Source organism: Pandoraea pnomenusa, assembly GCF_040391475.1.
In the GTDB taxonomy this organism is placed as follows: Bacteria; Pseudomonadota; Gammaproteobacteria; order Burkholderiales; family Burkholderiaceae; genus Pandoraea; species Pandoraea pnomenusa_C.
This window is the reverse complement of sequence record NZ_JBEBXS010000001.1, coordinates 595,246-619,894: the sequence shown is the minus strand read 5'-3', so window position 1 is coordinate 619,894 and position 24,649 is coordinate 595,246. Positions and strand designations below refer to the sequence as shown.

23 protein-coding genes and 1 tRNA gene are annotated in these 24,649 nt (G+C 62.4%); 20 read left to right on the top strand and 4 right to left on the bottom strand.

The window, feature by feature from the left end; genetic code table 11:
• The first annotated feature begins 416 nt into the window (after positions 1 to 416).
• The 3 genes from ABWO90_RS02715 (at position 417) to aroC (ending at position 4,074) form a co-directional block, all read left to right on the top strand.
• Complete coding sequence (locus tag ABWO90_RS02715) at positions 417 to 872, top strand: CBS domain-containing protein (protein ID WP_353189639.1); 456 nt, start codon at positions 417 to 419, stop codon at positions 870 to 872.
• Positions 869 to 2,788 carry an MFS transporter gene (locus tag ABWO90_RS02710; protein ID WP_353189638.1) on the top strand — a complete coding sequence of 640 codons (1,920 nt, stop codon included), beginning with the start codon at positions 869 to 871 and terminating at the stop codon, positions 2,786 to 2,788. Before ABWO90_RS02715 ends, ABWO90_RS02710 begins: the two co-directional genes overlap by 4 nt.
• A gap of 182 nt (positions 2,789 to 2,970) precedes the next feature.
• Positions 2,971 to 4,074: a chorismate synthase gene (gene aroC, locus ABWO90_RS02705; RefSeq protein ID WP_353189637.1), complete on the top strand. Its 1,104-nt coding sequence runs from the start codon at positions 2,971 to 2,973 to the stop codon at positions 4,072 to 4,074.
• A gap of 104 nt (positions 4,075 to 4,178) precedes the next feature.
• On the opposite strand, the gene ABWO90_RS02700 is transcribed toward aroC, so the two are convergent.
• Together ABWO90_RS02700 and ABWO90_RS02695 are read right to left on the bottom strand one after the other, a co-directional pair.
• On the bottom strand, positions 4,179 to 4,493 hold the full coding sequence (locus ABWO90_RS02700) for an MliC family protein (RefSeq protein WP_353189636.1): 315 nt from the start codon (positions 4,491 to 4,493) through the stop codon (positions 4,179 to 4,181).
• Between the two features lie 127 nt (positions 4,494 to 4,620).
• On the bottom strand, positions 4,621 to 6,291 hold the full coding sequence (locus ABWO90_RS02695) for an electron transfer flavoprotein-ubiquinone oxidoreductase (protein ID WP_353189635.1): 1,671 nt from the start codon (positions 6,289 to 6,291) through the stop codon (positions 4,621 to 4,623).
• A gap of 179 nt (positions 6,292 to 6,470) precedes the next feature.
• Here ABWO90_RS02695 and ABWO90_RS02690 point away from each other — a divergent pair, with 179 nt between their 5' ends.
• The 3 genes from ABWO90_RS02690 to ABWO90_RS02680 all read left to right on the top strand — a co-directional run bounded on the left by ABWO90_RS02690 (position 6,471) and on the right by ABWO90_RS02680 (position 9,101).
• Positions 6,471 to 7,247 carry an SDR family oxidoreductase gene (locus tag ABWO90_RS02690; protein WP_353189634.1) on the top strand — a complete coding sequence of 259 codons (777 nt, stop codon included), beginning with the start codon at positions 6,471 to 6,473 and terminating at the stop codon, positions 7,245 to 7,247.
• Between the two features lie 188 nt (positions 7,248 to 7,435).
• Positions 7,436 to 8,479, top strand: coding sequence for a DctP family TRAP transporter solute-binding subunit (locus ABWO90_RS02685; RefSeq protein ID WP_353189633.1), 1,044 nt, complete (start codon positions 7,436 to 7,438; stop codon positions 8,477 to 8,479).
• Positions 8,480 to 8,687: 208 nt separating this feature from the next.
• Positions 8,688 to 9,101, top strand: a complete 414-nt coding sequence (locus tag ABWO90_RS02680; protein WP_353189632.1) for an acyl-CoA thioesterase — start codon at positions 8,688 to 8,690, stop codon at positions 9,099 to 9,101.
• A gap of 61 nt (positions 9,102 to 9,162) precedes the next feature.
• Here ABWO90_RS02680 and ABWO90_RS02675 read toward each other — a convergent pair whose 3' ends face one another.
• Entirely contained in the window at positions 9,163 to 9,708 is a 546-nt protein-coding gene (locus ABWO90_RS02675; RefSeq protein WP_353189677.1) for a LuxR C-terminal-related transcriptional regulator, read from the bottom strand.
• Between the two features lie 223 nt (positions 9,709 to 9,931).
• On the opposite strand from ABWO90_RS02675, the gene ABWO90_RS02670 reads away from it, so the two are divergent.
• Both ABWO90_RS02670 and ABWO90_RS02665 read left to right on the top strand, forming a co-directional pair.
• Entirely contained in the window at positions 9,932 to 10,630 is a 699-nt protein-coding gene (locus ABWO90_RS02670) for a CoA transferase subunit A (RefSeq protein ID WP_023595503.1), read from the top strand.
• A 23-nt stretch (positions 10,631 to 10,653) separates the two neighbouring features.
• Positions 10,654 to 11,292 (top strand): CoA transferase subunit B, encoded by a 639-nt coding sequence (locus ABWO90_RS02665; protein WP_353189631.1) that lies wholly within the window; start codon positions 10,654 to 10,656, stop codon positions 11,290 to 11,292.
• A gap of 237 nt (positions 11,293 to 11,529) precedes the next feature.
• Here ABWO90_RS02665 and ABWO90_RS02660 read toward each other — a convergent pair whose 3' ends face one another.
• Positions 11,530 to 12,321 carry a 3-hydroxybutyrate dehydrogenase gene (locus ABWO90_RS02660; protein WP_353189630.1) on the bottom strand — a complete coding sequence of 264 codons (792 nt, stop codon included), beginning with the start codon at positions 12,319 to 12,321 and terminating at the stop codon, positions 11,530 to 11,532.
• 192 nt (positions 12,322 to 12,513) lie between these two features.
• On the opposite strand from ABWO90_RS02660, the gene ABWO90_RS02655 reads away from it, so the two are divergent.
• From ABWO90_RS02655 to ABWO90_RS02600, 12 genes are all read left to right on the top strand, one after another.
• A complete protein-coding gene (locus ABWO90_RS02655; RefSeq protein WP_353189629.1) occupies positions 12,514 to 13,392 on the top strand; it encodes an alpha/beta fold hydrolase in 879 nt (292 codons plus the stop codon).
• A gap of 65 nt (positions 13,393 to 13,457) precedes the next feature.
• Positions 13,458 to 13,814, top strand: a complete 357-nt coding sequence (locus ABWO90_RS02650) for a RidA family protein (protein ID WP_023595507.1) — start codon at positions 13,458 to 13,460, stop codon at positions 13,812 to 13,814.
• Positions 13,815 to 13,861: 47 nt separating this feature from the next.
• Positions 13,862 to 16,159: a RelA/SpoT family protein gene (locus ABWO90_RS02645; protein WP_502922527.1), complete on the top strand. Its 2,298-nt coding sequence runs from the start codon at positions 13,862 to 13,864 to the stop codon at positions 16,157 to 16,159.
• Positions 16,160 to 16,278: 119 nt separating this feature from the next.
• Positions 16,279 to 16,355, top strand: a tRNA-Val gene (locus tag ABWO90_RS02640).
• 238 nt (positions 16,356 to 16,593) lie between these two features.
• Positions 16,594 to 18,501 carry a threonine--tRNA ligase gene (thrS, locus tag ABWO90_RS02635; protein ID WP_353189627.1) on the top strand — a complete coding sequence of 636 codons (1,908 nt, stop codon included), beginning with the start codon at positions 16,594 to 16,596 and terminating at the stop codon, positions 18,499 to 18,501.
• 36 nt (positions 18,502 to 18,537) lie between these two features.
• Positions 18,538 to 19,071, top strand: coding sequence for a translation initiation factor IF-3 (infC, locus tag ABWO90_RS02630; protein WP_353189676.1), 534 nt, complete (start codon positions 18,538 to 18,540; stop codon positions 19,069 to 19,071).
• A 178-nt stretch (positions 19,072 to 19,249) separates the two neighbouring features.
• A complete protein-coding gene (gene rpmI / locus ABWO90_RS02625) occupies positions 19,250 to 19,447 on the top strand; it encodes a 50S ribosomal protein L35 (protein WP_010806049.1) in 198 nt (65 codons plus the stop codon).
• A 25-nt stretch (positions 19,448 to 19,472) separates the two neighbouring features.
• Positions 19,473 to 19,832, top strand: a complete 360-nt coding sequence (gene rplT, locus ABWO90_RS02620; RefSeq protein WP_010806048.1) for a 50S ribosomal protein L20 — start codon at positions 19,473 to 19,475, stop codon at positions 19,830 to 19,832.
• A gap of 158 nt (positions 19,833 to 19,990) precedes the next feature.
• Positions 19,991 to 21,004, top strand: coding sequence for a phenylalanine--tRNA ligase subunit alpha (pheS, locus tag ABWO90_RS02615; RefSeq protein ID WP_353189626.1), 1,014 nt, complete (start codon positions 19,991 to 19,993; stop codon positions 21,002 to 21,004).
• 86 nt (positions 21,005 to 21,090) lie between these two features.
• Positions 21,091 to 23,529, top strand: coding sequence for a phenylalanine--tRNA ligase subunit beta (gene pheT, locus ABWO90_RS02610; RefSeq protein WP_353189625.1), 2,439 nt, complete (start codon positions 21,091 to 21,093; stop codon positions 23,527 to 23,529).
• Positions 23,530 to 23,593: 64 nt separating this feature from the next.
• Positions 23,594 to 23,986, top strand: a complete 393-nt coding sequence (locus ABWO90_RS02605) for an integration host factor subunit alpha (RefSeq protein ID WP_044456146.1) — start codon at positions 23,594 to 23,596, stop codon at positions 23,984 to 23,986.
• 79 nt (positions 23,987 to 24,065) lie between these two features.
• Positions 24,066 to 24,461: a MerR family transcriptional regulator gene (locus ABWO90_RS02600; protein WP_353189624.1), complete on the top strand. Its 396-nt coding sequence runs from the start codon at positions 24,066 to 24,068 to the stop codon at positions 24,459 to 24,461.
• Positions 24,462 to 24,649 lie beyond the last annotated feature (188 nt).

The window sequence follows — 24,649 nt, the reverse complement described above, 5'->3', positions numbered from 1 at the left end:
AGGGCCTCGCTGGTAGCTGGACGTTGACTTGACGCTGACGTGTGACGCGGACTTTACGTATACGGCAATCCTAGCATTACCTGTCGGCGTGCCGACACGCTTTGCGTGCTGCATCAGGGAAATTGCGGTGTTGTCCGATGTCGCGAATGCGGCGATGTCCGAGAGGTGACACGGAATCGGCCGAAAACCCGCGCCGCACGGACATGTGGGTGCCTTTTGCCTTTCCTTTTCAAACGCTTTCCGATAGCATCCTTTGAACAGGTTCCAACGATTATTCATACGGGGACAGCGGTGCGCGCGCCAGCGAACGCCGTCTCATCCGTCTCGCAAGCCGAAGTCTTGGCGAAGTGCGGCAATACGTCGGGCGGCAGCGTTCCGCCACGATTGCCCGAGCATTACAAAGAGGAGTGTGTGCCATGCGTGTGTCTGACATCCTGAAAGTAAAGGGCAACACCCTTTTCACCGTGACCCCGGAGACCTCGCTGGCGGACGCCGTCGACACGATGGCGGAACACGACATCGGCTCGCTGGTGGTGATGGAGTACGGCGATCTCGTGGGCATGCTCACCTTCCGCGAGATCATCAACACGATCAGCAAGAACGGCGGAACGGTCGGTGGCTCCACGATCCGCAAGGTCATGGATGACCATCCGCTCACATGCACGCCGGAGACGGACGTGAACGAAGTGCGCCGCATGATGCTCGAGCGCCACGCCCGATATTTGCCGGTGATGGACAACCGCACGCTCATGGGCGTGATTTCGTTCTACGACGTGGCGCGCGCGGTCGTCGAGGAGCAGTCGTTCGAGAATCGCATGCTCAAGGCATACATCCGCGACTGGCCCGCAGAGGAAGCGGAAAACACCAAGTGAGTGCGCCCAGCCAGCGCGGGGCACGCGGCGAGGGCCACCAATCACGACTGCTGAAACAACGGCGCTTCGCGCCGTTTTTTTGGACGCAGTTTCTTGGCGCGATGAACGACAACGTGTTCAAGATCGCGTTCACGTCGCTCGTCACTTACCACGCGTCGCTCTTTCAAAACGTCGACGGCAAGACAGCGGCGTTTCTCATTTCGGCGATTTTCATCGCGCCGTTCCTGCTCTTTTCCGCCACGAGCGGCCAGATTGCCGACAAGTGGGACAAGGCGCGCCTGATCCGTTTCGTCAAAACGCTCGAAATCGCGATCATGGCCGTTGGGGCCGCCGGTTTCGTGTGGACGAGTGCGCCGCTGCTCTACGTCTGCACCTTCCTGATGGGCTTGCATTCGACGCTCTTCGGGCCGGTGAAGTATGCCTATCTGCCGCAGCATCTCGCCAATCACGAGCTGGTGGGCGGCAACGGGCTGGTCGAAATGGGGACCTTCGTCGCCATCCTGATCGGCACGATCGTCGGCGGTGAGTTGGCGGGGGCGGGCGCGGCGTCGCTGCCCTGGATCGGCGGTGTCTGTCTTGTGTTGGCAGGGTTGGGGCGCCTGGTTTCCCATTGGGTGCCGCAAACGCCGGCGGCACAGCCGGGTCTGCGCATCAACTGGAATCCGTTCACCGAGACCTGGCGGAATCTGCGAATTGCGCGCACGGATCGCGCCGTCTTTCAGAGTCTGCTGGGCATTTCCTGGCTCTGGTTTCTCGGCGCGACATTCCTGGCCTCGTTCTTCAATTTCGCCCACGACGTGCTCGGCGCCGATCCGGATGTCGTCACGTTGCTGCTGGCGATGTTCTCGATCGGCATCGGGATCGGTTCGCTGTTGTGCGAGCGCCTCTCGGGCGGGAAAGTGGAGATCGGGCTGGTGCCGTTCGGCTCGATCGGCATGACCGTGTTCGCGGTCGATCTGTACTTTGCCAGTCGTGGCGGCGCGGGTGCCGGCACGCTGCAGACGGTCGGACAGTTTGTATCGCAACCGGCCCATTGGCGCATTCTCGCGGATCTGTTCCTGCTGGCGATGTTCGGTGGTTTCTACAGCGTGCCGTTGTATGCATTGATCCAGAGCCGCAGTGCGCCGTCGCATCGCGCCCGCATCATCGCGGCAAACAACATCCTCAATGCGTTGTTCATGATCGTGTCGGCGTTGATGGCGATGGTGCTCACCAAGGCGGGCTTCACGATCGATCAGTTATACCTCGTGACCGGGGTGCTCAACGCATTGGTCGCCGTGTATCTCTACACGCTGCTGCCGGAATTCCTGATTCGCTTCGTCATGTGGCTGCTGCTGCATACGATTTACCGGATCGATGTCGAAGGCGCGGACCAGATCCCGGACGATGGGCCTTGCGTGCTGGTATGCAACCACGTGAGCTTCGCCGACGCCGTGGTGATCGGCGCGTCGATCCGGCGGCCGGTCCGGTTCGTCATGGACCACCGGATTTTCCGTATTCCGGTGCTGTCCTGGTTCTTCCGGACCGTGAAAGCGATTCCCATCGCGCCGGCGCATGAGGACGCCGCCGGGCTCGACAAGGCATACGAGCAGATCGCCCAAGCGCTGGCAGCGGGAGAAGTCGTTTGCATATTCCCGGAAGGAAAGCTGACGGCATCGGGGGATCTTCAGGTCTTCCGGCAAGGCGTGCAGCGCATCATCGAGCGCACACCCGTACCGGTGGTGCCGATGGCATTGCGCGGCCTGTGGGGCAGTTTTTTCTCGCGGCACGGCGGCGCTGCAATGACGCGGCCGTTCAAGCGCGGCATTCTGAATCGACTGGAGCTTGTCGTCGGCGAGCCCGTTGCACCCGCACAAGCAACACCGGAGGCCTTGCGCGAGAAGGTGCTGGCGCTTCGGGGGCCGTGGCCGGTCTGACCGGTCGAGTGTTTCCCCGGCATCGCGGCGGCGATCGGAATTCTCCGACGCCGCCTCCGGACTACCCTGAAAATGCAGCCATTCGGCCGACTGGCGTCACGTGATGCCGCATGGGGCGGGGCGATACGGCGGGATCGCTGGCATAATACGGCTTTCCCGTCTCACCCGAACCTGATCCCCGTATGTCTGGCAATACGCTTGGTACCCTGTTTACCGTTACCACTTTCGGCGAATCGCATGGCCCGGCCATCGGCTGCGTGATCGATGGCTGTCCGCCGGGAATGGCGCTCACGGAAGCCGACATTCAGGTGGAACTGGATCGGCGTCGTCCCGGCACGTCGCGACATGTGACGCAGCGCAACGAACCGGACGCCGTCGAAATTCTCTCGGGCGTTTTCGAAGGGGTGACGACCGGAACGCCGATCGCCCTGTTGATCCGCAATACCGATCAGCGCAGCAAGGACTACGGCAATATCGTCCAGACGTTCCGCCCCGGGCACGCCGACTACACCTATCTGCAGAAATATGGCGTGCGCGACTATCGCGGCGGCGGCCGCTCGTCGGCGCGTCTGACCGCGCCCGTCGTGGCGGCAGGCGCCGTGGCCAAGAAGTGGCTGGCCGAACGCTACGGCGTGCAGGTGCATGGCTGCATGACGCAACTCGGCGACATCGAGATTCCGCAGACCGACTGGTCGCAGGTATCGCAGAACCCGTTCTTCGCAGCGAATGCCGATGTCGTCCCGCAACTCGAAACGTATATGGATGACCTCCGCAAGGCGGGCGATTCCGTCGGCGCGAAGCTGCGCGTGATCGCCACGAGTGTGCCGGTCGGCCTGGGCGAGCCGTTGTTTGACCGGCTGGACGCCGACATCGCCCATGCCATGATGGGGCTCAACGCCGTGAAGGGTGTGGAGATCGGGGCAGGCTTTCGCAGCGTCACGCAAAAGGGCTCGGAGCATGGCGACGAGCTGACGCCGGAAGGCTTCGTCGGCAATAACGCCGGTGGCATTCTCGGCGGCATTTCGACGGGACAGGACATCGACGTTTCGATCGCGATCAAGCCCACGTCGAGCATTCGCACACCGCGCCGCTCGATCGATGTCACGGGACAACCGGCGAATGTCGAGACGTTCGGCCGGCACGATCCGTGTGTTGGCATCCGCGCCACACCGATCGCCGAGGCCCTGCTGGCGCTCGTGCTGATCGACCATGCGCTTCGTCACCGCGCGCAGTGCGGCGACGTTCAGGTCGGCACGCCGGTCATTGCGGCGCGCGCGCCGGAGTGAGTTCGACAGCCCATCGGTGATTCGGGCGGTTTCATACCGCGACGACAACCGGACGCAAAGCAAAACGCCAGACAGCTCGTCTGGCGTTTTTTGTTGCTATTCCCCTATTCCCGGCATTGTGTAATGGGGCGCTCGTCTCGGGCAGCGTAGAGCGTGCCTTCCGGCCCCTTGCTCCACCAGATCAGCGTCGGGCCGACGTGCTTTTCACCGCTTGCGGCGCGCGTGGGTTTGAGCACTTCCCGTTGGCCCATCCAATACAGCGTGACGTTGCCACCGAGGTTGTGGTCGTCGTAGACGACCAGCGCCACGTGCTGGTTGTCGCACAAGTACGACACCGACTTCGCCTGCGCTGCGCCACACGTCAGCGCGAGTACGCCCGCCAGCGTTGCCGCCGAGCGCCATGCTGAACTTCTCGACATCATGCCTCCTCGCCATTGGCGGTGATTCGAAACTCGTAGGACAACGCTGCCGTCCGGCAGTTGCCCTGTCCCGCGCATTTCGTTCGTGCCAATAAAAACCGCCGGGCGAACCGGCGGTCGAAATGCATTACATGTTCGGGTAGTTCGGCCCGCCGCCACCTTCCGGCGTGACCCACACGATGTTCTGCGTCGGGTCCTTGATGTCGCACGTCTTGCAATGCACGCAGTTCTGCGCGTTGATTTGCAGACGCTCCGAGTCGTCGTCGTTCTTCACGAACTCGTACACCCCGGCCGGGCAATAGCGTTGCTCCGGACCGGCGTATTCGGACAGATTGATGCCGACCGGCACGCTGGGGTCCTTGAGCGTCAAGTGCGCCGGCTGGTTCTCTTCGTGATTGGTATTCGAGATGAAGACCGAGGACAGACGATCGAATGTGAGCTTGCCATCCGGCTTCGGATAGACGATCGGTTGGCATTGCGCCGCAGGCAGCAGGCATTCGTGATCTGCCTTTTTGCGGTGGATCGTCCACGGCATCTTGCCACCGAGCAGCTTCTGCTCGATGCCGGTCATGAGCGTGGCAACGGTCAGGCCCTTCTTGAACCACTGCTTGAAGTTGCGCGCCTTGTTCAGCTCTTCATGCAGCCACGATTGTTCGAACGCGACCGGGTAGGCGCTCAGTTCGTCGCGCTGACGATCGGCGCCCAGGGCGTCGAACGCCGCGTCGGCGGCCATCATGCCGCTCTTGATCGCGGCGTGGCTGCCCTTGATGCGGCTCACGTTGAGGAAACCGGCTTCGCAGCCGACCAGCGCGCCGCCCTTGAACACGAGCTTCGGCAGCGCCAGCAGGCCGCCCGCCGTAATGGCGCGTGCGCCGTACGAGATGCGCTTGCCGCCTTCGAGGAAATGCCGGATCGACGGATGGGTCTTGTAGCGCTGGAATTCTTCGAACGGCGACAGATAGGGGTTGCTGTAGTCGAGGCCGACGATGAAGCCGACGGCGACCTGATTGTTCGGCAGGTGATACAGGAACGAGCCGCCGTAGGTCTGCGCGTTGAGCGGCCAGCCGGCGGTGTGGATCACGAGCCCTTCCTTGTGCTTGGACGGATCGATCTCCCACAGCTCCTTGATGCCCAGACCGTAAGCCTGCGGATCGCGTCCCTCGTCGAGGTTGAACTTGCGCATCAACTGGCGGCCGAGACTGCCACGCGCGCCTTCCGAGAAGATCGTGTACTTGGCATGCAATTCCATGCCGAGCTGAAAGTTCTCCGTCGGCTCGCCGTCTTTGCCCACGCCCATGTTGCCGGTGGCCACGCCCATGACGGCGCCGTTCTCGTCGTACAGGATTTCGGCGGCGGGGAATCCGGGGAAGATCTCGACGCCCAGCGCTTCGGCCTGCTGACCGAGCCAGCGCACGACATTGCCCAGGCTGATGACGTAGTTGCCGTGATTCTGGAAGCAGGCCGGCAGCAGCCACGACGGCGTGGCGGTGGCACCGGTTTCATTCAGGAACAGGAAGCGGTCTTCGACGACGGGGGTGTCCAGCGGTGCGCCGAGTTCCTTCCAGTTGGGGATGAGTTCCGTCAGGGCCTGCGGATCCATGACGGCGCCAGACAGGATGTGAGCGCCGATTTCCGAGCCTTTTTCCAGCACGCAAACGGAAATTTCCTTGCCAGCTTCCTGGGCGCGCTGCTTCAAACGGATAGCCGTGGACAGGCCGGCCGGACCGCCGCCGACAACGACGACGTCATACTCCATCGACTCCCTCGGGCCGTACTGCTCAAGCAGCTTGGGATCCATTGATGCTCCTGTTATAAACGTTAGAATTCGTGGGTGCGGCCATTTTCCGGGAATGAACAACACCTCGCAACCGCATATTAATAGCACGATCGTTCGGTTTGGTAGGTAGGAAGCTCTAGCGGCGAGCCGGGTTGGCGATGCCGTCGTTCAATGGGTCTCCGGGCTCAAGGGAGAAGAAGATGGGGCGTTCGCTGAATCTGGAAGGCAAGGTGGCGATGGTGACGGGGGCGTCGAGCGGGCTGGGCATGCAGTTCGCCACGGTCCTCGCGCAGGCTGGCGCCAAGGTCGTGCTGGCGAGCCGCCGTGTCGAGCGGCTCAAGGAGTTGCGCGCCGAGATCGAGGCGCAAGGCGGCGCGGCACACGTGGTGCCGCTCGACGTGACCGACTACGACAGCATTCGTGCCGGCGTGGCCCACGCCGAGACGGAGGCGGGCGCCATCGATATCCTGATCAACAACTCTGGCGTGTCGACGCAGCAGCGATTGGTCGATGTCACGCCGCAAGAGTACGACTACGTGCTCGATACCAACACGCGGGGCGCCTTCTTCGTCGCGCAGGAGGTCGCCAAGCGAATGATTCGCCGGGCCAAGGGCGATCCGCAGCGACAGCACCGGATCATCAACGTGGCCTCGGTCGCGGGGCAACGTGCGATTTCGATGCTCGGCGTGTATTGCATCAGCAAGGCGGCGGTCATTCACATGACACATGCGATGGCGCTGGAATGGGGGCGCTTCAATATCAACGTGAACGCCTTGTGTCCCGGCTACATCGACACCGAGATCAATCATGAACACTGGCAGACGGAAGCCGGCCGCAAGCTGGTGCAGATGCTGCCGCGTCAACGGGTCGGACAGCCGAGCGATCTCGACGGGCTGATTCTGCTGCTTGCCTCGGACGACTCCCGATTCATCAACGGCTCGATCATGACGATCGACGACGGTCTCGCGGTCGGCTAAGCGTCGCAGCAGATAGTCGGCCTCGCCACGGCAGGTTCCGTCCGATTGCGCAGGCTTGCTGCAACGCGGCAATCGGGGATTGTCCGAGGCAGTCAGTGCGAGGGAGTCGAGCGCATAATTTCCCGACGCTCAAGGGATCGTGCAGGGCGTCGTATTGATGTCGGATCCCGAATCATCTCGAGGACAACATGCGTAATCAAGGCTGGCGGGGGCTCGTCGGAGTCGCGCTTGCCCTCGCCGTAATCGCGCCGCCGCTGGCCGCGCAACCCTATAAAGCGGAATACTCGCTGTCGATCGTGCCCGATGCCGGGACACCCTGGGGCAAAGGCACGCAGCTCTGGGCAGATATGGTGCGCGAGCGCACGCGTGGACGCATCAATATTCGGTTGCACCCGGGCGCCGCGCTCGTGGGTGGTGATCAGACGCGCGAGTTCACCGCGTTGCGTCAGGGGGTGATCGACATCGCCGTCGGGTCGACGATCAACTGGTCGTCGGCCATTCCCGAGTTCAACGTTTTCTCGCTGCCGTTCCTGCTGCGCGGCTATCGCTCGCTCGATGCACTCACGCAAGGCGAGGTGGGCCGCGAACTGTTCCGCCGCGTGGAGGAGCAGGGCGTGGTGCCGTTGGCGTGGGGGGAGAACGGCTTTCGGCAACTGAGCAATTCGCGACGTGCGATTCGTTCGCCGGAGGATATGCGCGGACTGAAATTCCGCGTGGTCGGATCGCTCCTGTTCAACGACATCTTTACGGCGTTGGGCGCCGTGCCGACTCAGATGACGTGGAACGAGGCGATCCGGGCATTGCGGGCTCGGAAGATCGACGGTCAGGAGAACCCGATCACGATCTACAACAATGTGCGGCTCGATACGGTGGGGCAGCGCTACATCACGGTGTGGGATTACGTGGCCGATCCTATTGTATTCGTGGTCAACCGCCAGGTGTGGGACAGCTGGACGCCGCAGGATCGCGACATCGTTCGCGATGCCGCGGTGGAGGCGGCACGCTTCGAAGTCACGCTCGCCCGAGAAGATCTCCTCACCACGGGGCGCGGCATGTGGGACGACCTCGAAGCCCGTGGCGTCAAGGTCACGCGACTCACGCCGGATCAGCGCCAGCGTTTTGTCGACGCCACGCGCCCTGTCTACGCGAAATGGAAGGCGCTTGTCGGTCGAGACCTCGTCGAGAAGGCCGAGGCCGCCGTGAGGGACGAAACGGCCGCCGCTCGCAAATAGCTTCGTCGCTGGGGCTCACTTCGACTTCGCTCCGGGCTTGCCTCGGAAATGTCTTACCGGGACGGCCGTCATCGTCCGAAAGCGCGGCAGAACCCGCCCAATCGCCCGGCAGCACCGCACGAACGTTCGCCTGACGCGCTACACTTGGTTCCCATGACGCCCTGTCCACACCCGGCAGGGCGTTGATTTTCATCATGGGGAATTTGCAGTGTCGGCTGAATATAAAGAAGTCTTTCGTATGAGCATGCCCATTCGCTGGGGCGATATGGACGCGTTCGGGCACGTCAACAACACGGTCTACTTCCGCTACATGGAGCAGGTGCGTATTTCGTGGCTGGATACGCTGAACATTGCATCGGAAGAGAGTTCGACGGGGGAAGGACCCGTCATCATCAACGCGAACATGACGTTCCTGCGTCAATTGCGCTACCCGGGCGATGTCGATTGCCGCATGTTCGTCGGCGCGCCGGGGCGTAGCAGTATCGATACGCGCTTCGAACTGCGCCGGGCCGATACGCCGGACGTTATCGTGGCCGAGGGCGGCGCGAAGATCGTGTGGGTGAACTACCAGGAAGAGAAGTCCGTGCCGTTGCCGGACGCGGTACGCGCCTTGCTCGCGTAAGGCGAGGAAACCAGCGGTGGGGGCGGGCGGGCCTCGGGACCCGAAAGCCCGCCGGGGTCGATCAGTTGCCGAGCAGGCGCTGGACGAGTTCGGTCGCCGTGCCCGCACCGTACTTCTGCATCAGGCGTGCGCGGTAGATGTCCACGGTGCGCGGACTGATCTCGAGAATCTTGCCGATCTGCTTGCTGGTCTTGCCCTGGACGAGCTGGGCCGCGATCTCCCGCTCGCGCGCGGTCAGCGCCACGGCAACACGGCGCGTGGCCGAGATGTCCTCGAAGGTCCAGAGGCCGGCGGCGTGGGGATCGTTGACGTCGAGCGAGCGTCCCGTCACGTGACACCAGAATAATTCGCCGTTGGCGCGGCGCATGATGCGCTCATCGGAGTACACCCCCTGCGCGGTCATGATCGGCGGAATTCGCTCGCCGATACGTTCGAATTCTTTCGGCGACGGATACAGCACCTGAAACGACTGGCCGACGAGTGCTTCGGGTTCGTAGCCGAAAATCTTGCCGAGCTGGCGGTTGCAGTCCTCGATGATGCGCTGGCGGGAAATGACCAGGCCGACGGGGGCAATGTGAAAAGCGGTCTGGTAGTCGAACGTCGGCATGGCGGCGGGCATGGGGGCGAGACGGATCCGGTCGGGTCGTGAGCTGCGGCTTGCCGCGCGGGAAGATATGTAATTTGACGTATTGTGCCCCATTTGGGCGCCACAGTAAGCTCTATGATTGCATGAGGGGCGTGGCCGGGCGGAATCGCCTGGCGGCGTAAGCCTCGCAACGCGTGCGAGCGCGGCATAATTTCAATTCTCAACCGAGGGAAAGGGACAAACGATGAACAAGGTATACGCCAGCGCCAAGGAGGCGCTCGCCGGTGTCGTCGCAGACGGGCAAACGCTCGCCGTCGGTGGCTTCGGCCTGTGTGGCATTCCGGAGGCCCTGATCGCTGCGTTGCGCGACTCGGGCGTCAAGGGGCTCACCTGCATCAGCAACAATGCCGGCGTGGACGGCTTCGGTCTGGGTCTGCTGCTCGAGACACGTCAGATCAAGAAGATGATTTCCTCGTACGTGGGTGAGAACAAGGAATTCGAGCGCCAGTATCTGGCGGGCGAACTCGAACTCGAATTCACGCCGCAGGGCACGCTGGCCGAGAAGCTGCGCGCCGGTGGTGCCGGTATTCCGGCTTTCTTCACGAAGACGGGCGTGGGTACGGTCGTCGCAGAGGGCAAGGAAACGCGGGAATTCGACGGCGAGACCTACGTCATGGAGCGCTCGCTGCGCGCCGACGTTGCGCTGGTGAAGGCGGCCAAGGCCGATCGTGCCGGTAACCTCGTGTTCAACCGCACCGCCCGCAACTTCAACCCGGTGGCTGCCATGGCCGGCAAGATCACGATCGTCGAAGTCGAAGAGCTGGTCGAGACCGGTTCGATCGATCCGGACGACGTGCATTTGCCCGGCATCTTCGTTCAGCGCATCGTGCTGAACGCGCATCCGGAAAAACGCATCGAACAGCGCACGGTACGTGCCAAGTAAGCGCCGAGATCAAGGAGATAACCATGGCATGGAATCGTGATGAAATGGCGGCGCGCGCCGCGCGCGAGCTGGAAGACGGCTTCTACGTGAACCTCGGCATCGGTTTGCCGACGCTGGTGGCAAACCATGTGCCGCAAGGCATGGAAGTCTGGTTGCAATCGGAGAATGGCCTGCTTGGCATTGGCCCGTTCCCGACGGAAGACGAAGTCGATGCCGACATGATCAACGCCGGCAAGCAGACCGTGACGACCCTGCCGGGCTCGTCGATCTTCTCCTCGGCAGACTCGTTCGCCATGATCCGCGGCGGCCACATCAATCTGGCGATCCTCGGTGCGATGCAGGTCAGCGAAAAGGGTGACCTCGCCAACTGGATGATCCCCGGCAAGATGATCAAGGGCATGGGCGGCGCGATGGATCTGGTCGCGGGTGTCGGTCGCGTGGTGGTGCTCATGGAGCACGTGGCCAAGGGCGATGCGCACAAGATCCTGAAGGCCTGCGACCTGCCGCTGACCGGCGTGGGCGTGGTCAATCGCATCATCACCGACCTCGGTGTGATCGACATCACGCCGGATGGCCTCAAGGTGGTCGAACTGGCGGCGGGTGTGACCAAGGAAGAAATTTCGCAGAAGACCGGGGCACCGCTCGACACGAGCGCTGTCTGACGCTTCGGCGACGCGCCGGTGGTCGTGCTGCGGTGAGTTGCGCATGACCCCCGGGGCTTGGCCTTGCTGAGGGTCGTCGGGGCCGTTGAACCCGGTGGCTGGTGGAAGGCGAAACGGGCGGGGATTTCCCCGCCCGTTTTGTTTTGATGTCACCCGAGAGGGGCCTCGGAGTGTGTGAGGCGCATCGGGGAAGGACCTCGGAGCGTGTGAGAGGCGCCGTAGACCGGCGCGCGACGCTTACTGGGCCGCCCAGCCGCCGTCCATGTTCCATGCGGCGCCGCGCACCTGTGCGCCGGCGTCGCTGCAAAGAAAGACGGCAAGTGCGCCGAGTTGTTCGGGCGTGACGAACTCGCCCGACGGTTGCTTCTCGCCCAGCAGCGAGCGCTTTGCGTCCTCGCCCGACAGATGATCGCGCGCGGCGCGGTCATCGACTTGCTTCTGGACGAGCGGCGTGAGCACGAAGCCGGGGCAGATGGCATTGGCTGTCACGCCGGTCTGCGCATTTTCCAGTGCCGTCACTTTCGTCAGGCCCACAATGCCGTGCTTCGCAGCAACGTAGGCCGACTTGCCCGCCGAGCCGACAAGGCCGTGCACCGAGGCAATATTGATGATGCGTCCCCAATTGCGGCTGCGCATGCCGGGCAGGGCCAGGCGCGTTGTGTGAAAGGCCGATGTCAGGTTGATCGCGATGATCGCGTCCCATTTGTCCGTCGGAAAATCCTGAATCTCCGCAACGTGCTGGATGCCTGCATTGTTGACCAGGATGTCGACGCCGCCGAACTCCGATTTGGCGTACTGCATCATCGCCTCGATCTCGTTCGCGCGGCTCATGTCGGCGTTGTGATATCCGACGCGCGTGTCCGTGTGCCCCGCGCGCGTCGCCGCATCGGCAATGGCCTTGCGTGCTGCGTCGGCATCGCCGAAGCCGTTGGTGATCAGGGTAGCGCCCTGTGCGGCGAGTGCTTGCGCCATGCCCAGACCGATGCCGCTGGTCGAGCCTGTCACGAGGGCGATTTTTCCTTTCAGCATTGCATCGTCTCCGTTGGGAGGGGAGGTGAGAATGGGGGATGTCGATACGCGCCGCCGTGCGCCGTGATCGTTGTGCCACACGATGCGTCAATCTGCGGACTTTGCGTCGCCCATGAGTGACCTCATTCTAGCTTACGCATCGCGACAAGCGCGGTAGAATTCGGGTCTGGAAACCGATCCGATGAGTCTGCCATGTCGAGCCACGTGCCGCGTCTGTCGAACGTTCAGTGCCTGAGTCCGTCCGGGTTGCATCGTATGGCGTATTCGGAGTGGGGCGACCCCGATAATCCGCGCGTGCTGCTTTGTGTGCACGGACTCACGCGTTGCGGCCGCGATTTTGACGCGCTGGCGCAAGCGTTCGCGAACGACTACCGTGTGGTGTGTCCCGACGTGGTCGGGCGCGGGCAGTCGTCCTGGCTGGTCAATCCTGCGGGCTACGTGGTGCCGCAGTACGCCGCCGACATGGTCACGCTCATCGCGCGTCTTGGGGTTGCGACCGTCGACTGGTTCGGTACCTCGATGGGCGGGCTGATCGGCATGGGGCTGGCGGGGTTGTCGGATACGCCGATTCGCAATCTGCTGCTCAATGATGTCGGGCCGCATATCGATGCGCCGGCACTCGCGCGTATCGGGCAGTACGTCGGCATTCCGAAGCGTTTTGCCTCGATCGACGAAGGGGCGGCGTACATCTGGTCGATTTCGTCTGCTTTCGGGGCGCATACCCCGGAAGAATGGCGGGCATTGTGCGAGCCATTGCTCAAAGCCGACGGCGACGGCTACGTGCTGCGTTACGATCCTGCTATCGGGGCGGCGTTCTCCGCGGTCTCGCCCGAGGCGATTGCCGCAGGTGAGGCCGTGCTCTGGGCGTCGCTGGCCGCGTTTCCCGGGCGCACGTTGATCGTTCGTGGCGAGCAATCGGACTTGCTCTCCCGGACCACGATGGACCAGATGCTGGCACACGCACAACATGCGCGTGCCGTCGAAATACCTGGCGTGGGCCACGCGCCCACGTTCGTGCATGCCGATCAGATCGGGATCGCACGCCGATTTTTTGATGGATACGCCGACTGACATTCGCCATCAGGGCGCATTGCGGCAGCGGTCCGTAGTACGAAGAACACGAGGAGTCTTACATCATGGCTGTACAACGTTTCTATGTCGAAAAGCGCTGGTCGGACATGGCCGTGCACAATGGCACCGTCTATCTCGCGGGCCAGACGCCCGACGACCGATCGCAGGACATGGCGGGGCAAACGCGCCAGGTGCTCGCGCACATCGACCGCCTGCTCGCCGAGGCCAATAGCGACAAGTCGCTGATTCTGTCGTGTCAGATCTTCATCTCCGACATGAAGTACTTCGGTGAAATGAACCAGGTGTGGGACGAGTGGGTGCCGGCAGGTAATGCGCCCCCGCGCGCCACGGTGCAGGCGTTGCTCGCCGACCCTGCCATGCTCGTTGAAATCGTGGTCGTGGCCGCTCAACGCGAAAGCTGAGCGCGCGACCCGCATCATCCGGGGTGCTCGGCGCCCCGCGCTCCAACATGACTCAACATCAAGCACCGGCATCCACTGGGTCGAATTCGATAGCGTCGCCAGGCGCCACGAATTCGGTTCCGGGTGTGGGTGATGCACATTTGCCCGCCACGCTCGACGACGCACTCGCGTTTGCCGAGTCGCTGTGCGGTGAGCACGTGCTCTCGTCCGGCGAACCGATCATGGCGCATGCGCGCGGCATGATCGCGATTCTCGACACGCTTCGCGTGGACGAGGCGACCCATCAGGCGGCCGCGTTGTTTTCCGCCGTCGAATTCCTGCCCGATCCGCAGGTCACCTTGACCCAGAAGTTTGGCGCCGAAGTGGCTGCCCTCGTCATTGACGTGCGCAAGCTCCAGCGACTGTCTGGCGCAGGCGCTCGGGCCGCGCAGGCCATGCCCGCCGACGGGCGCGATCGCGATGCATCTGCCGAGCGCAAGTCCCAGGTCGAAGGGCTGCGCAAGATGCTGCTCGCCTTCGCGCAGGACATTCGTGTGGTGATGATCCGGCTGGCGTCACGTCTGCAGTCGTTGCGCTGGTACGCGGCGCAGAAGAAGGCGCCGCCCGAAGACATGCCGCATGAGGTGCTGGAGATCTATGCGCCGCTTGCAAACCGTCTGGGTATCTGGCAACTGAAGTGGGAACTCGAGGATCTGGCGTTTCGTTTCCTCGAGCCGGTGACGTACAAGCAGATCGCCAAGCTGCTCGAGGAAAAGCGCGTCGAGCGCCAGACGTTCATCGAAAGCGCGATTCAGCGCCTGAAGGACGAGTTGGCGCGCGCCGGGGTGGGCGCCGAGGTGTCCGGCCGCCCGAAGCACATCTACAGCATCTGGAAGAAGATGCGGGGCAAGGCGGTCGATTTCGCCGAGCTGTACGACGTGCGTGCGTTCCGTGTGATCGTCGATGACATCAAGGATTGCTACACGGTGCTGGGCATCGTCCATAACCTGTGGCAGCCGATTCCGAAAGAATTCGACGACTACATCTCGCGTCCGAAACCGAACGGCTACAAGTCTTTGCATACGGTGGTCATCGGCGACGACGGCCGGGCGTTCGAAGTGCAGATCCGCACGCACGAGATGCACCATTTCGCGGAGTACGGGATTGCGGCGCACTGGCGTTACAAGGAGGCCGGCCAGCGCGGTTATGGCGGCGCGTTCTCTGCCAACGAAGCCTACGACGAGAAGATCGCGTGGCTGCGCCAGTTGCTCGCCTGGAAGGACGATGTTTCCGATACGGTCGGGGCGGAAGGCGCTGCGCAGCCGTGGGAGCAGCTCAAGCGCGCGACGATCGACGATCACATCTATGTGCTGACGCCGCAGGCCCGCGTGATTGCGCTACCGCAAGGCGCCACGCCGGTCGATTTTGCGTATCACCTGCATTCCGAACTCGGCCACCGTTGCCGGGGGGCGCGGGTCGACGGGGCGATGGTGCCGCTCAATACGCCACTGCAGAACGGGCAGACGGTCGAGATCGTCACGGTCAAGCAGGGCGGCCCTTCGCGCGACTGGCTCAACGCCCAGTTGGGGTATCTGCAGAGCCATCGGGCGCGTCAGAAGGTGCGGCAGTGGTTCAACGCCATCGATCTCGAAGAGACGATTGCGCACGGGCGCACATTGATCGACAAGACGTTGCAGCGCGAAGGCAAGACATCCGTCAATCTGGAAGAGCTGGCCGCGCGACTCGGCTTCCGGACGCCCGACGATCTCTATGCATCGATCGCGAAGGACGAATTCAGTCTGCGGCACGTCGAGCAGGCCCTTTCGGGCAATCTGCCCGGGCCGGAGCCGCGCGACGAAGATACGCTCGTCGCGAAGAAGAGTCTCGACACGAGTGTCACGCAGGGCGCCAAGAGCGGCGTACTGGTTGTCGGCGTGGGGGCGTTGCTCACGCAACTGGCCAAGTGCTGCCGGCCGGCACCGCCAGATCCGATCGTCGGCTTTGTCACGCGTGGCAAGGGGGTGTCGATCCATCGGCAGGATTGCGCCAGCTTCCAGGCGATGAAGGCGCGCGCTCCCGAGCGGGTAATTCAGACGGCCTGGTCATCGGATGTGCTCGAAGGTCGGGGTGTTGCGGCTTATCCGGTCGACATTCAGATCGAAGCGACCGATCGTCAGGGATTGCTGCGCGATATCTCGGAAGTGTTTTCCCGCGAGAAGCTCAATGTAACGGGCGTCAGCACGCAGTCGCGGGGGGCGCAGGCTTTCATGCAGTTCACCGTCGAGGTGCGCGATGGCGGGCAGTTGCAGCGGGCGCTTGCCCAGTTGACGGGGGTCACGGGCGTCGTGTCTTCGCGGCGACGCTAGCGTCGGGAGGTTGGCGGGATACCGCACCAAAGCCTTTGTTGGTGCGGTTTTTCGTCGGCAGGCACAATAATCGCTTGGCGACTGGCCGAAATCTTGCTAGAATCTCGTTCTCTTGCAATAGGCTCGTAGCTCAGCTGGTTAGAGCACCACCTTGACATGGTGGGGGTCGTTGGTTCGAGTCCAATCGAGCCTACCAACGAATTTGATGCATTACAGTCCGCGAGACCCCGCAGACACAGGCGCAGGAAAAACACTCATGTTGAAGACCGCCCGAACTTTCACAGTGGTGAAGGTGCGACGTTAAGTCGAGGGTGTTTTTCGTCTGGATGCAAGGAATGAAGAGACGGCCTCGACGACAGTCGAGGCCGTTTTTTTTCGTCGTTTTGCCGCGTGGCGTGGGCCGCGCGTGACGTTTTTGCGCATGGGAGTGCGACATGATTTCGGTACGTTTGCCTGACGGTTCGCAACGCCAGTACGAAGCCCCGCTCACGGTGGCGCAGGTCGCCGGTTCGATCGGCACCGGCCTCGCCAAGGCCGCCCTGGCCGGCCGCGTCGACGGCAAGCTGGTCGACACGTCCTACCTGATCGATCACGATGTGAGTCTCGCCATCGTGACGGACAAGGACGCCGACGGCCTGGACATCATCCGCCACTCGACGGCTCACTTGCTGGCCTACGCCGTCAAGGAGCTCTTCCCTGAGGCGCAGGTCACGATCGGGCCGGTCATCGAAAACGGCTTCTATTACGATTTCTCGTTCCATCGCGCGTTCACGCCGGAAGATCTCGAGGCCATCGAGAAGAAGATGCACGAGCTCGCCAAGAAGGACGAGCCGGTCACGCGCGAAGTGCTCTCGCGCGACGACGCCGTGCGCCTGTTCATGTCGATGGGCGAGAAGTACAAGGCCGAAATCATCGAGTCGATTCCGGCAACGGACGAAATCGGCCTGTATCGCGAGGGCAAGTTCGTCGACCTCTGTCGTGGTCCGCACGTGCCGTCGACGGGCAAGCTCAAGGTCTTCAAGCTGATGAAGGTCGCGGGCGCCTACTGGCGCGGCGACGCCAAGAACGAGCAGCTGCAGCGCATCTACGGTACGGCCTGGACGAAGAAGGAAGACCAGGACGCCTATCTGCACATGCTCGAAGAAGCGGAAAAGCGCGATCACCGCAAACTCGGCCGCGCGCTGGACTTTTTCCACATGCAGGAAGAGGCGCCGGGCCTCATCTTCTGGCACCCGAAGGGCTGGACGCTCTGGCAGCAGGTCGAGCAGTACATGCGCCGCGTCTATCGCAACAACGGCTATCAGGAAGTGAAGGGGCCGCAGATTCTCGACCGTTCGCTCTGGGAAAAGTCGGGGCACTGGGAGAACTACAAGGACAACATGTTCACGACGGAATCGGAAAACCGCGCCTACGCGCTCAAGCCGATGAACTGTCCTGGGCACGTTCTGATTTTCAATTCGGCACTGCACAGCTATCGCGACCTGCCGCTGCGTTACGGCGAGTTCGGTCAATGCCACCGCAACGAGCCGTCGGGCGGTCTGCATGGCCTGATGCGCGTGCGCGGCTTCACGCAGGATGACGGTCACATCTTCTGTACGGAAGACCAGATTCTCGAGGAGTGCGTGAACTACACGGCGTTGCTGCATGCCGTGTACAAGGATTTCGGCTTTACGGACATGATCTACAAGGTCGCCACGCGCCCTGAGCATCGCGTCGGTTCGGACGAAAACTGGGACAAGGCCGAATTTGCGCTGATGGAGTCGCTGCGCCGCTCGGGTTGCGAATTCGTGATCGCCGAAGGCGACGGCGCGTTCTACGGTCCGAAAATCGAATACACGCTCAAGGACGCCCTTGGTCGTCAGTGGCAATGCGGTACGATGCAGGTCGATTTCTCGATGCCCGAGCGTCTGGACGCCGAGTACGTGGCCGAGGACAACAGCCGTAAGCGTCCGGTCATGCTCCACCGCGCCATTCTGGGTTCGCTCGAGCGTTTCATCGGCATTTTGATCGAGCACCATGCTGGTGCAATGCCGGTCTGGCTGGCGCCGGAGCAGGTCATCGTGCTGAATGTGTCGGAAAAAACGGCCGATTACGCCCAGGAAGTGACGAAAAAGTTGAAAGAACAAGGGCTTAGGGCTCGCTGCGATTTGCGCAACGAGAAAATTAGCTATAAAATACGCGAGCACTCTCTGCAGAAAGTTCCTTATCTCGTGGTAGTTGGGGACAAAGAGCAGGAGGGGAATACGGTAGCCGTGCGTGCCCGTGGCGGCGTGGATCTGGGTGTGATGCCCGTTGACACGCTCATCGAACGCCTTGCGCAAGAGTGCGCAACGTTCCATTAACGCCTGTCGGACAGCGCGGCTAAATTTTTGACTTTTTTGAGGATAAGCAACATCGCTACCGATAAGTCGCATCGCATCAACGGCGAAATCACCGCGCCCGAAGTGCGTCTAACTGGCGTTGACGGCGAGCAGCTCGGCATCATGAAACTGGCCGAGGCTTTCCGTCTGTCCGAAGAAGCTGACGTTGATCTGGTGGAAATTGCGCCGCAGGCGCAGCCGCCGGTGTGCCGCCTGATGGACTATGGCAAGTTCAAGTACCAGGAACAGAAGAAGGCGCACGAGAACAAGCTGAAGCAGAAGGTTGTTCAGATCAAGGAAGTCAAGTTCCGACCTGGCACCGACGACGGTGACTACAACGTCAAGTTGCGCAATCTGAAGCGGTTCCTCGAAGACGGCGACAAGACCAAGATCACGCTGCGTTTCCGCGGCCGTGAGATGGCTCACCAGGAAATCGGTGCCCGTATGCTGGAACGTCTGAAGAGCGATCTCGAAGAGTTCGGTCAGCCGGAACAGATGCCGAAGATGGAAGGCCGTCAGATGATCATGGTCATCGCGCCGAAGAAGAAATAATGTCGTGGCGGTGTCGAGTGACACCGCCAGGCAGCAAGGAATTGCCGCCACGGTCCGCAAGGGAAGTGGCAGCGATGCAGGGTGCAGTTCGGCCCTGAAAATAAGTGATCCCGGGTTCTACAAGGGGCGCGATTTTGGCGTCACACCTGTGATCATGTTAAAAACCCCGGAGTTTTTCATGCCCAAGATGAAAACCAAGAGCGGTGCCAAGAAGCGCTTTCGCGTGCGTCCTGGCGGTACCGTCAAGCGTGGTCAGGCCTTCAAGCGTCACATTCTGACGAAGAAGACCACCAAGAATAAGCGTCACCTGCGCGGTGCCGTCGGCGTTCATGAGTCTGATCTGAACTCCGTACGCGCAATGCTGCCCTTCGCTTAAACCCCGACTTAGATAGGAGAGAAACATGCCTCGAGTCAAACGTGGGGTCACCGCACGGGCCCGCCATAAGAAAGTCATCGCAGCTGCCAAGGGTTTCCGCGGCCGTCGCAATAACGTCTTCCGCATCGCCAAGCAAGCGGTCATGCGCGCCGGGCAATACGCCTATCGCGATCGCCGTAACAAGAAGCGCGTGTTCCGCGCCTTGTGGATTGCGCGTATCAATGCAGGTGTGCGTCAGCACGGTATGACCTACAGCGTGTTCATCGCTGGTCTGAAGAAGGCCTCGATCGAACTCGACCGCAAGGTGCTGTCCGACATGGCCATCAACGACAAGCCGGCATTTGCCGCGATTGTCGCCCAGGTGAAAGCCGCCGTCGCAGCCTGAGCTGTAATTAGCGTATAGCGCGTTTCATCGCGCGCCATTCGCCAGGAGGGGGCTCTCATCGGAGCCCCCTTTTGTTTTTCGCCTGCCGCTTGCCTTTTTCGCACGCTTTTTTGCTTGAACATGCGGCCTTCGGACCGCCTAACTTGAGTCTGTAGCATATGGATCTGGAACTTATCGTCAGCGATGCGCAGCGTGCGTTCGCCGCCGCTCCCGACGCCGCCGCGCTGGAAAACGAGAAAGCCCGCTTTCTCGGCAAGACCGGCCAACTGACCGAGTTGCTCAAGGGCCTCGGCAAGCTCGATCCCGAAGCGCGCAAGACCGAAGGCGCACGGATCAACGCGGCCAAGCAACAGATCGAAGGCGCCCTGCAGGCGCGCCGCCAGGCCATGGCCGACGCGCTGCTCGACGCGCGCCTGTCCGCCGAAGCCATTGATGTCACGCTGCCCGGCCGCGGCCTGGGCGCTGGCAGCCTGCACCCCGTGCTCACCACCTGGGAGCGCGTTGAACAGATTTTCCGTTCCATCGGATTCGACGTGGCCGACGGCCCCGAAATCGAAAGCGATTGGTTCAACTTCACTGCACTGAATAGCCCGGAAAACCATCCGGCGCGTTCGATGCAGGACACCTTCTACGTCGAAGGCAACGACGACGCCGGCAAGCCGCTCCTGCTGCGCACGCACACCAGCCCGATGCAGGTGCGCTACGCGCGCATGAACAAGCCGCCCATCAAGGTGATCGCGCCCGGCCGTACCTATCGCGTCGACTCGGATGCCACGCACTCGCCGATGTTCCATCAGGTCGAAGGCCTCTGGATCGCCGAAGACATCAGCTTCGCCGACCTGAAGGGCGTGTACACCGATTTCCTGCGCAAGTTCTTCGAGCGCGATGACATCCAGGTGCGTTTCCGTCCGTCGTACTTCCCGTTCACGGAGCCGTCCGCCGAGATCGACATGCAGTTCGAGACCGGCAAGAACGCCGGCAAGTGGCTGGAGATCTCGGGTTCGGGTCAGGTGCATCCGACCGTGATCCGCAACATGGGTCTCGATCCGGAACGCTACATCGGTTTCGCATTCGGCTCCGGCCTCGAGCGCCTGACGATGCTGCGTTACGGTGTGCAGGATCTGCGCCTGTTCTATGAGAACGACCTGCGCTTCCTGCGCCAATTCATGTAATCGATGCCGATGGCCCCGGGCTGGCGCGACTAGCCGCTGCCGCCGGGCTTTCGGAAGTGAAGACTTAACTGCGAGCGAACTGATCCATGCAATTCTCTGAATCGTGGCTGCGTACCCTGGTCGACCCGGATTTGTCGACGGACGCGTTGGCGCATGCCCTGACGATGTCCGGGCTGGAAGTCGAGGAAACCGATCCCGTCGCCCCGCCGTTTAACGGTGTGGTGGTGGCGAAGGTGCTCGAAGTCGCCCGTCACCCGGATGCCGACCGCCTGAATGTCTGTCAGGTCGACGCCGGCACTGGCGAGACGCTCACCATCGTGTGCGGTGCACCCAACGTGGCGCCGGGCATCAAAGTGCCGTGCGCGACCGTGGGCGCAGCATTGCCGCCTGCGGAAGCCGGTGGTGCACCGTTCCAGATCAAGATCGGCAAACTGCGCGGCGTGCAGAGCTTCGGCATGCTGTGCTCCGCACGTGAGCTCAAGCTCTCGGAAGACCATGCCGGTCTGATGATCCTGCCGGAAGACGCGCCGGTCGGCATGAACATTCGCGAGTATCTCGATCTCGACGATACGGTGTTCGTCGTCAAGCTCACGCCGAACAAGGCCGACTGCCTGTCGCTGCTCGGTGTCGCGCGCGAAGTGGCCGCGATCACGGGCGCACCGCTCAAGGATCTGCCGGGCCAGGGTGCCCAGGCCGCCGCGATCGACGATACGCTGCCGGTGCGTATCAGTTCGCCGGAAGGTTGCGGACGCTTCGGTGGCCGCATCATCCGTCACGTGAACGCGGCCGCGCCGTCGCCGCGCTGGATGGTCGAACGTCTCGAACGTGCCGGCCAGCGCAGCATTTCCGCGCTCGTCGATATCACCAACTACGTGATGCTCGAGCTGGGCCAGCCGCTGCACGTCTACGATCTGAACCGTCTGCAGGGCGGGATCGACGTGCGCTTTGGCCGCGCAGGCGAAACGCTCAAGCTGCTCAACGAACAGACTGTCGCGCTCGACGAGAGCGTGCTCGCCATCACCGACGCCAGCGGCCCGATCGGCCTCGCGGGCATCATGGGCGGCGATTCGACGAAGGCCGGTCTCGAGACGCAGAATATCTTCCTCGAAGGCGCTTTCTTCTTCCCGCACGCCATTCAGGGTCGTGCGCGCAAGTACAACTTCACCAGCGATGCGTCGCACCGCTTCGAGCGTGGTGTCGACTTCGCGGGTAATGTGCGTGCGCTCGAACGTGCCACGCAACTCGTGCTCGAGATCTGCGGTGGCCAGGCCGGACCGCTGGAAGACATCGTTGCCAAGCTGCCGGAACGCACGCCGGTGAAGATGCGCGTTGCGCGCGCCGTCAAGATTCTCGGTGTGCCGGTGACCGAGCAGGAGATGGCTGCCATCTTCACGCGTCTGGGCTTGCCGTTCACGCTGAACGACGGCGTGTTCGACGTGACGCCGCCGTCGTACCGTTTCGACATCGAGATCGAAGAAGATCTCATCGAAGAAATCGCACGCATCTACGGATTCGACCGTATCCCGGCCAACCCGCCGGTCGCGGCGAGCGAAATGCGTCCGACGAACGAAGGTCGTCGTTCGCAGCATGCGGTGCGTCACGCCGTCGCCGCGCGCGATTATCACGAGACGGTCGGCTTCAGCTTTGTCGACGTCGAGTGGGAAGCGGACTTCGCTGGCAACGACAACCCGATCAAGCTGCTCAACCCGATCGCCAGCCACCTCGCGGTGATGCGCTCGACGCTCATCGGCAGCCTGATCGCGACGGCGCGTTACAACCTGAATCGCAAGGCGTCGCGCGTGCGCGTGTTCGAAATCGGCCGCACGTATCACCGTGACAACACGGTGGCGTCGGGTGAACTGAGCGTTGGCGGCTACCGTCAGCCGCTCACCGTGGCGGCGCTCGCGTACGGCCCGGCACTCGAAGAGCAGTGGGGCGCCGCCGCACGTCAAGTCGATTTCTTCGACGTGAAGGGCGATCTCGAAGCGTTGCTCGCTCCGCGCGTGGCGCGTTTCTTGAAGGCCGAGCATCCGGCATTGCACCCGGGACGCAGTGCCGCGATCGAAGTCGATGGCAAGCGCGTCGGTTTCATTGGTGAGTTGCACCCGCGCTGGCAGCAGAAGTACGACCTGCCGCACGCCCCGGTGCTGTTCGAGATCGAGGCCGAGGCACTGTTCGTGCGCGATGTGGCGAGCTACGAGGAAATCTCGAAGTTCCCGCCGGTCACGCGCGACATCGCACTCGTGGTCGATCAGGCACAGCCCGTGCAGGGTCTCCTTGACGCAATGCTGGCCGCTCGTCACGACGATCCGGCATGCGGCATCGTGCAATCGGTTCGCCTGTTCGACGAGTTCCGTCCGAAGGCCGGCGCGGCTTCGGGCTCCCTGGGCGCGCAGGACAAAAGCGTGGCGTTTCGTGTTACTCTGCAAGACCCCTCGGGTACGTTGCAAGACGAGACGGTCCAGGGCGCCATTAACGCACTGGTACAACGGGTAGAAGGGTTCGGCGCACGTTTGCGCGCTTGAAACCCGGCAAAAAAACTCGGTTGCGAGTGGGTTATCGCACTGTCATCGCCATCGCGTGGGACGTATGAACGAAATGAATCCTGGTGAATTTGAAGCCATGCTCGCGGCGCAGCGCATTGCGCTGGGCCGCAGCGAAGTGAACGAGGTCTCGACCGAAGCGCCGACACTGACGAAGGCCGAACTGGCCGAGTTGCTGTTCGAGCATGTCGGTCTGAACAAGCGTGAAGCGAAGGACATGGTCGAGGCCTTCTTCGAGTCGATTCGCGATGCGCTTGAGTCGGGCGACAGCGTGAAGCTTTCCGGCTTCGGCAATTTCCAGTTGCGAGACAAGCCGCAGCGGCCCGGTCGGAACCCGAAGACGGGCGAGGCCATTCCGATTGCCGCACGTCGCGTCGTCACCTTCCACGCCAGCCAGAAGCTCAAGTCGATGGTGGAGTCTGGCGTACTGAGCAAGTAAATCCCGGCCGCCGCTTTCTGTGGCGGCCGCTGGCTTTTTGTCCGCAATCTAACCGTCGTCCCATTCTGCTAACGCTGCGATGGATCACGTTGCCTTGCCGCCGATTCCCGCCAAGCGTTACTTCACTATTGGTGAGGTGAGCGAACTGTGTGGCGTCAAGCCGCACGTTCTGCGCTATTGGGAGCAGGAATTCACGCAGTTGCGCCCGGTCAAGCGGCGCGGTAATCGACGGTACTACCAACATCATGAAGTCCTGCTGATCCGGCGTATCCGGGAGCTGCTCTACGAGCAGGGCTTTACCATCAACGGTGCCCGCAATCGGCTCGAAGCCGACTCGCCGCGCAGCGCCCGTGCCGCTGCCGGGGGCGCGCGTGCGTCCGAGGCGGAGCAAGGGGCAGGGCAGGGCGAAGGCCCGCTCGACGTCGACGACCTGCGTCGGCGCCTGGAATCCGTCATCGACCTGCTCAAATCCTGAGCCAGTCCGCAATCCTGTCCGCAATCACGCGTGTTGCACCGCCGGGCAGCGTCCTTTGGACGCTATCTCCGGGATTCTCCTAATGCAGTGGCAGCCGAACTGTCCGTAATCCGAGATATGGCACGCCGCAGGGCGGGTGGGGGCTCGTCCGTTCGAATGCGGTCGACGCGTCGTGCTACCCAGGGGCC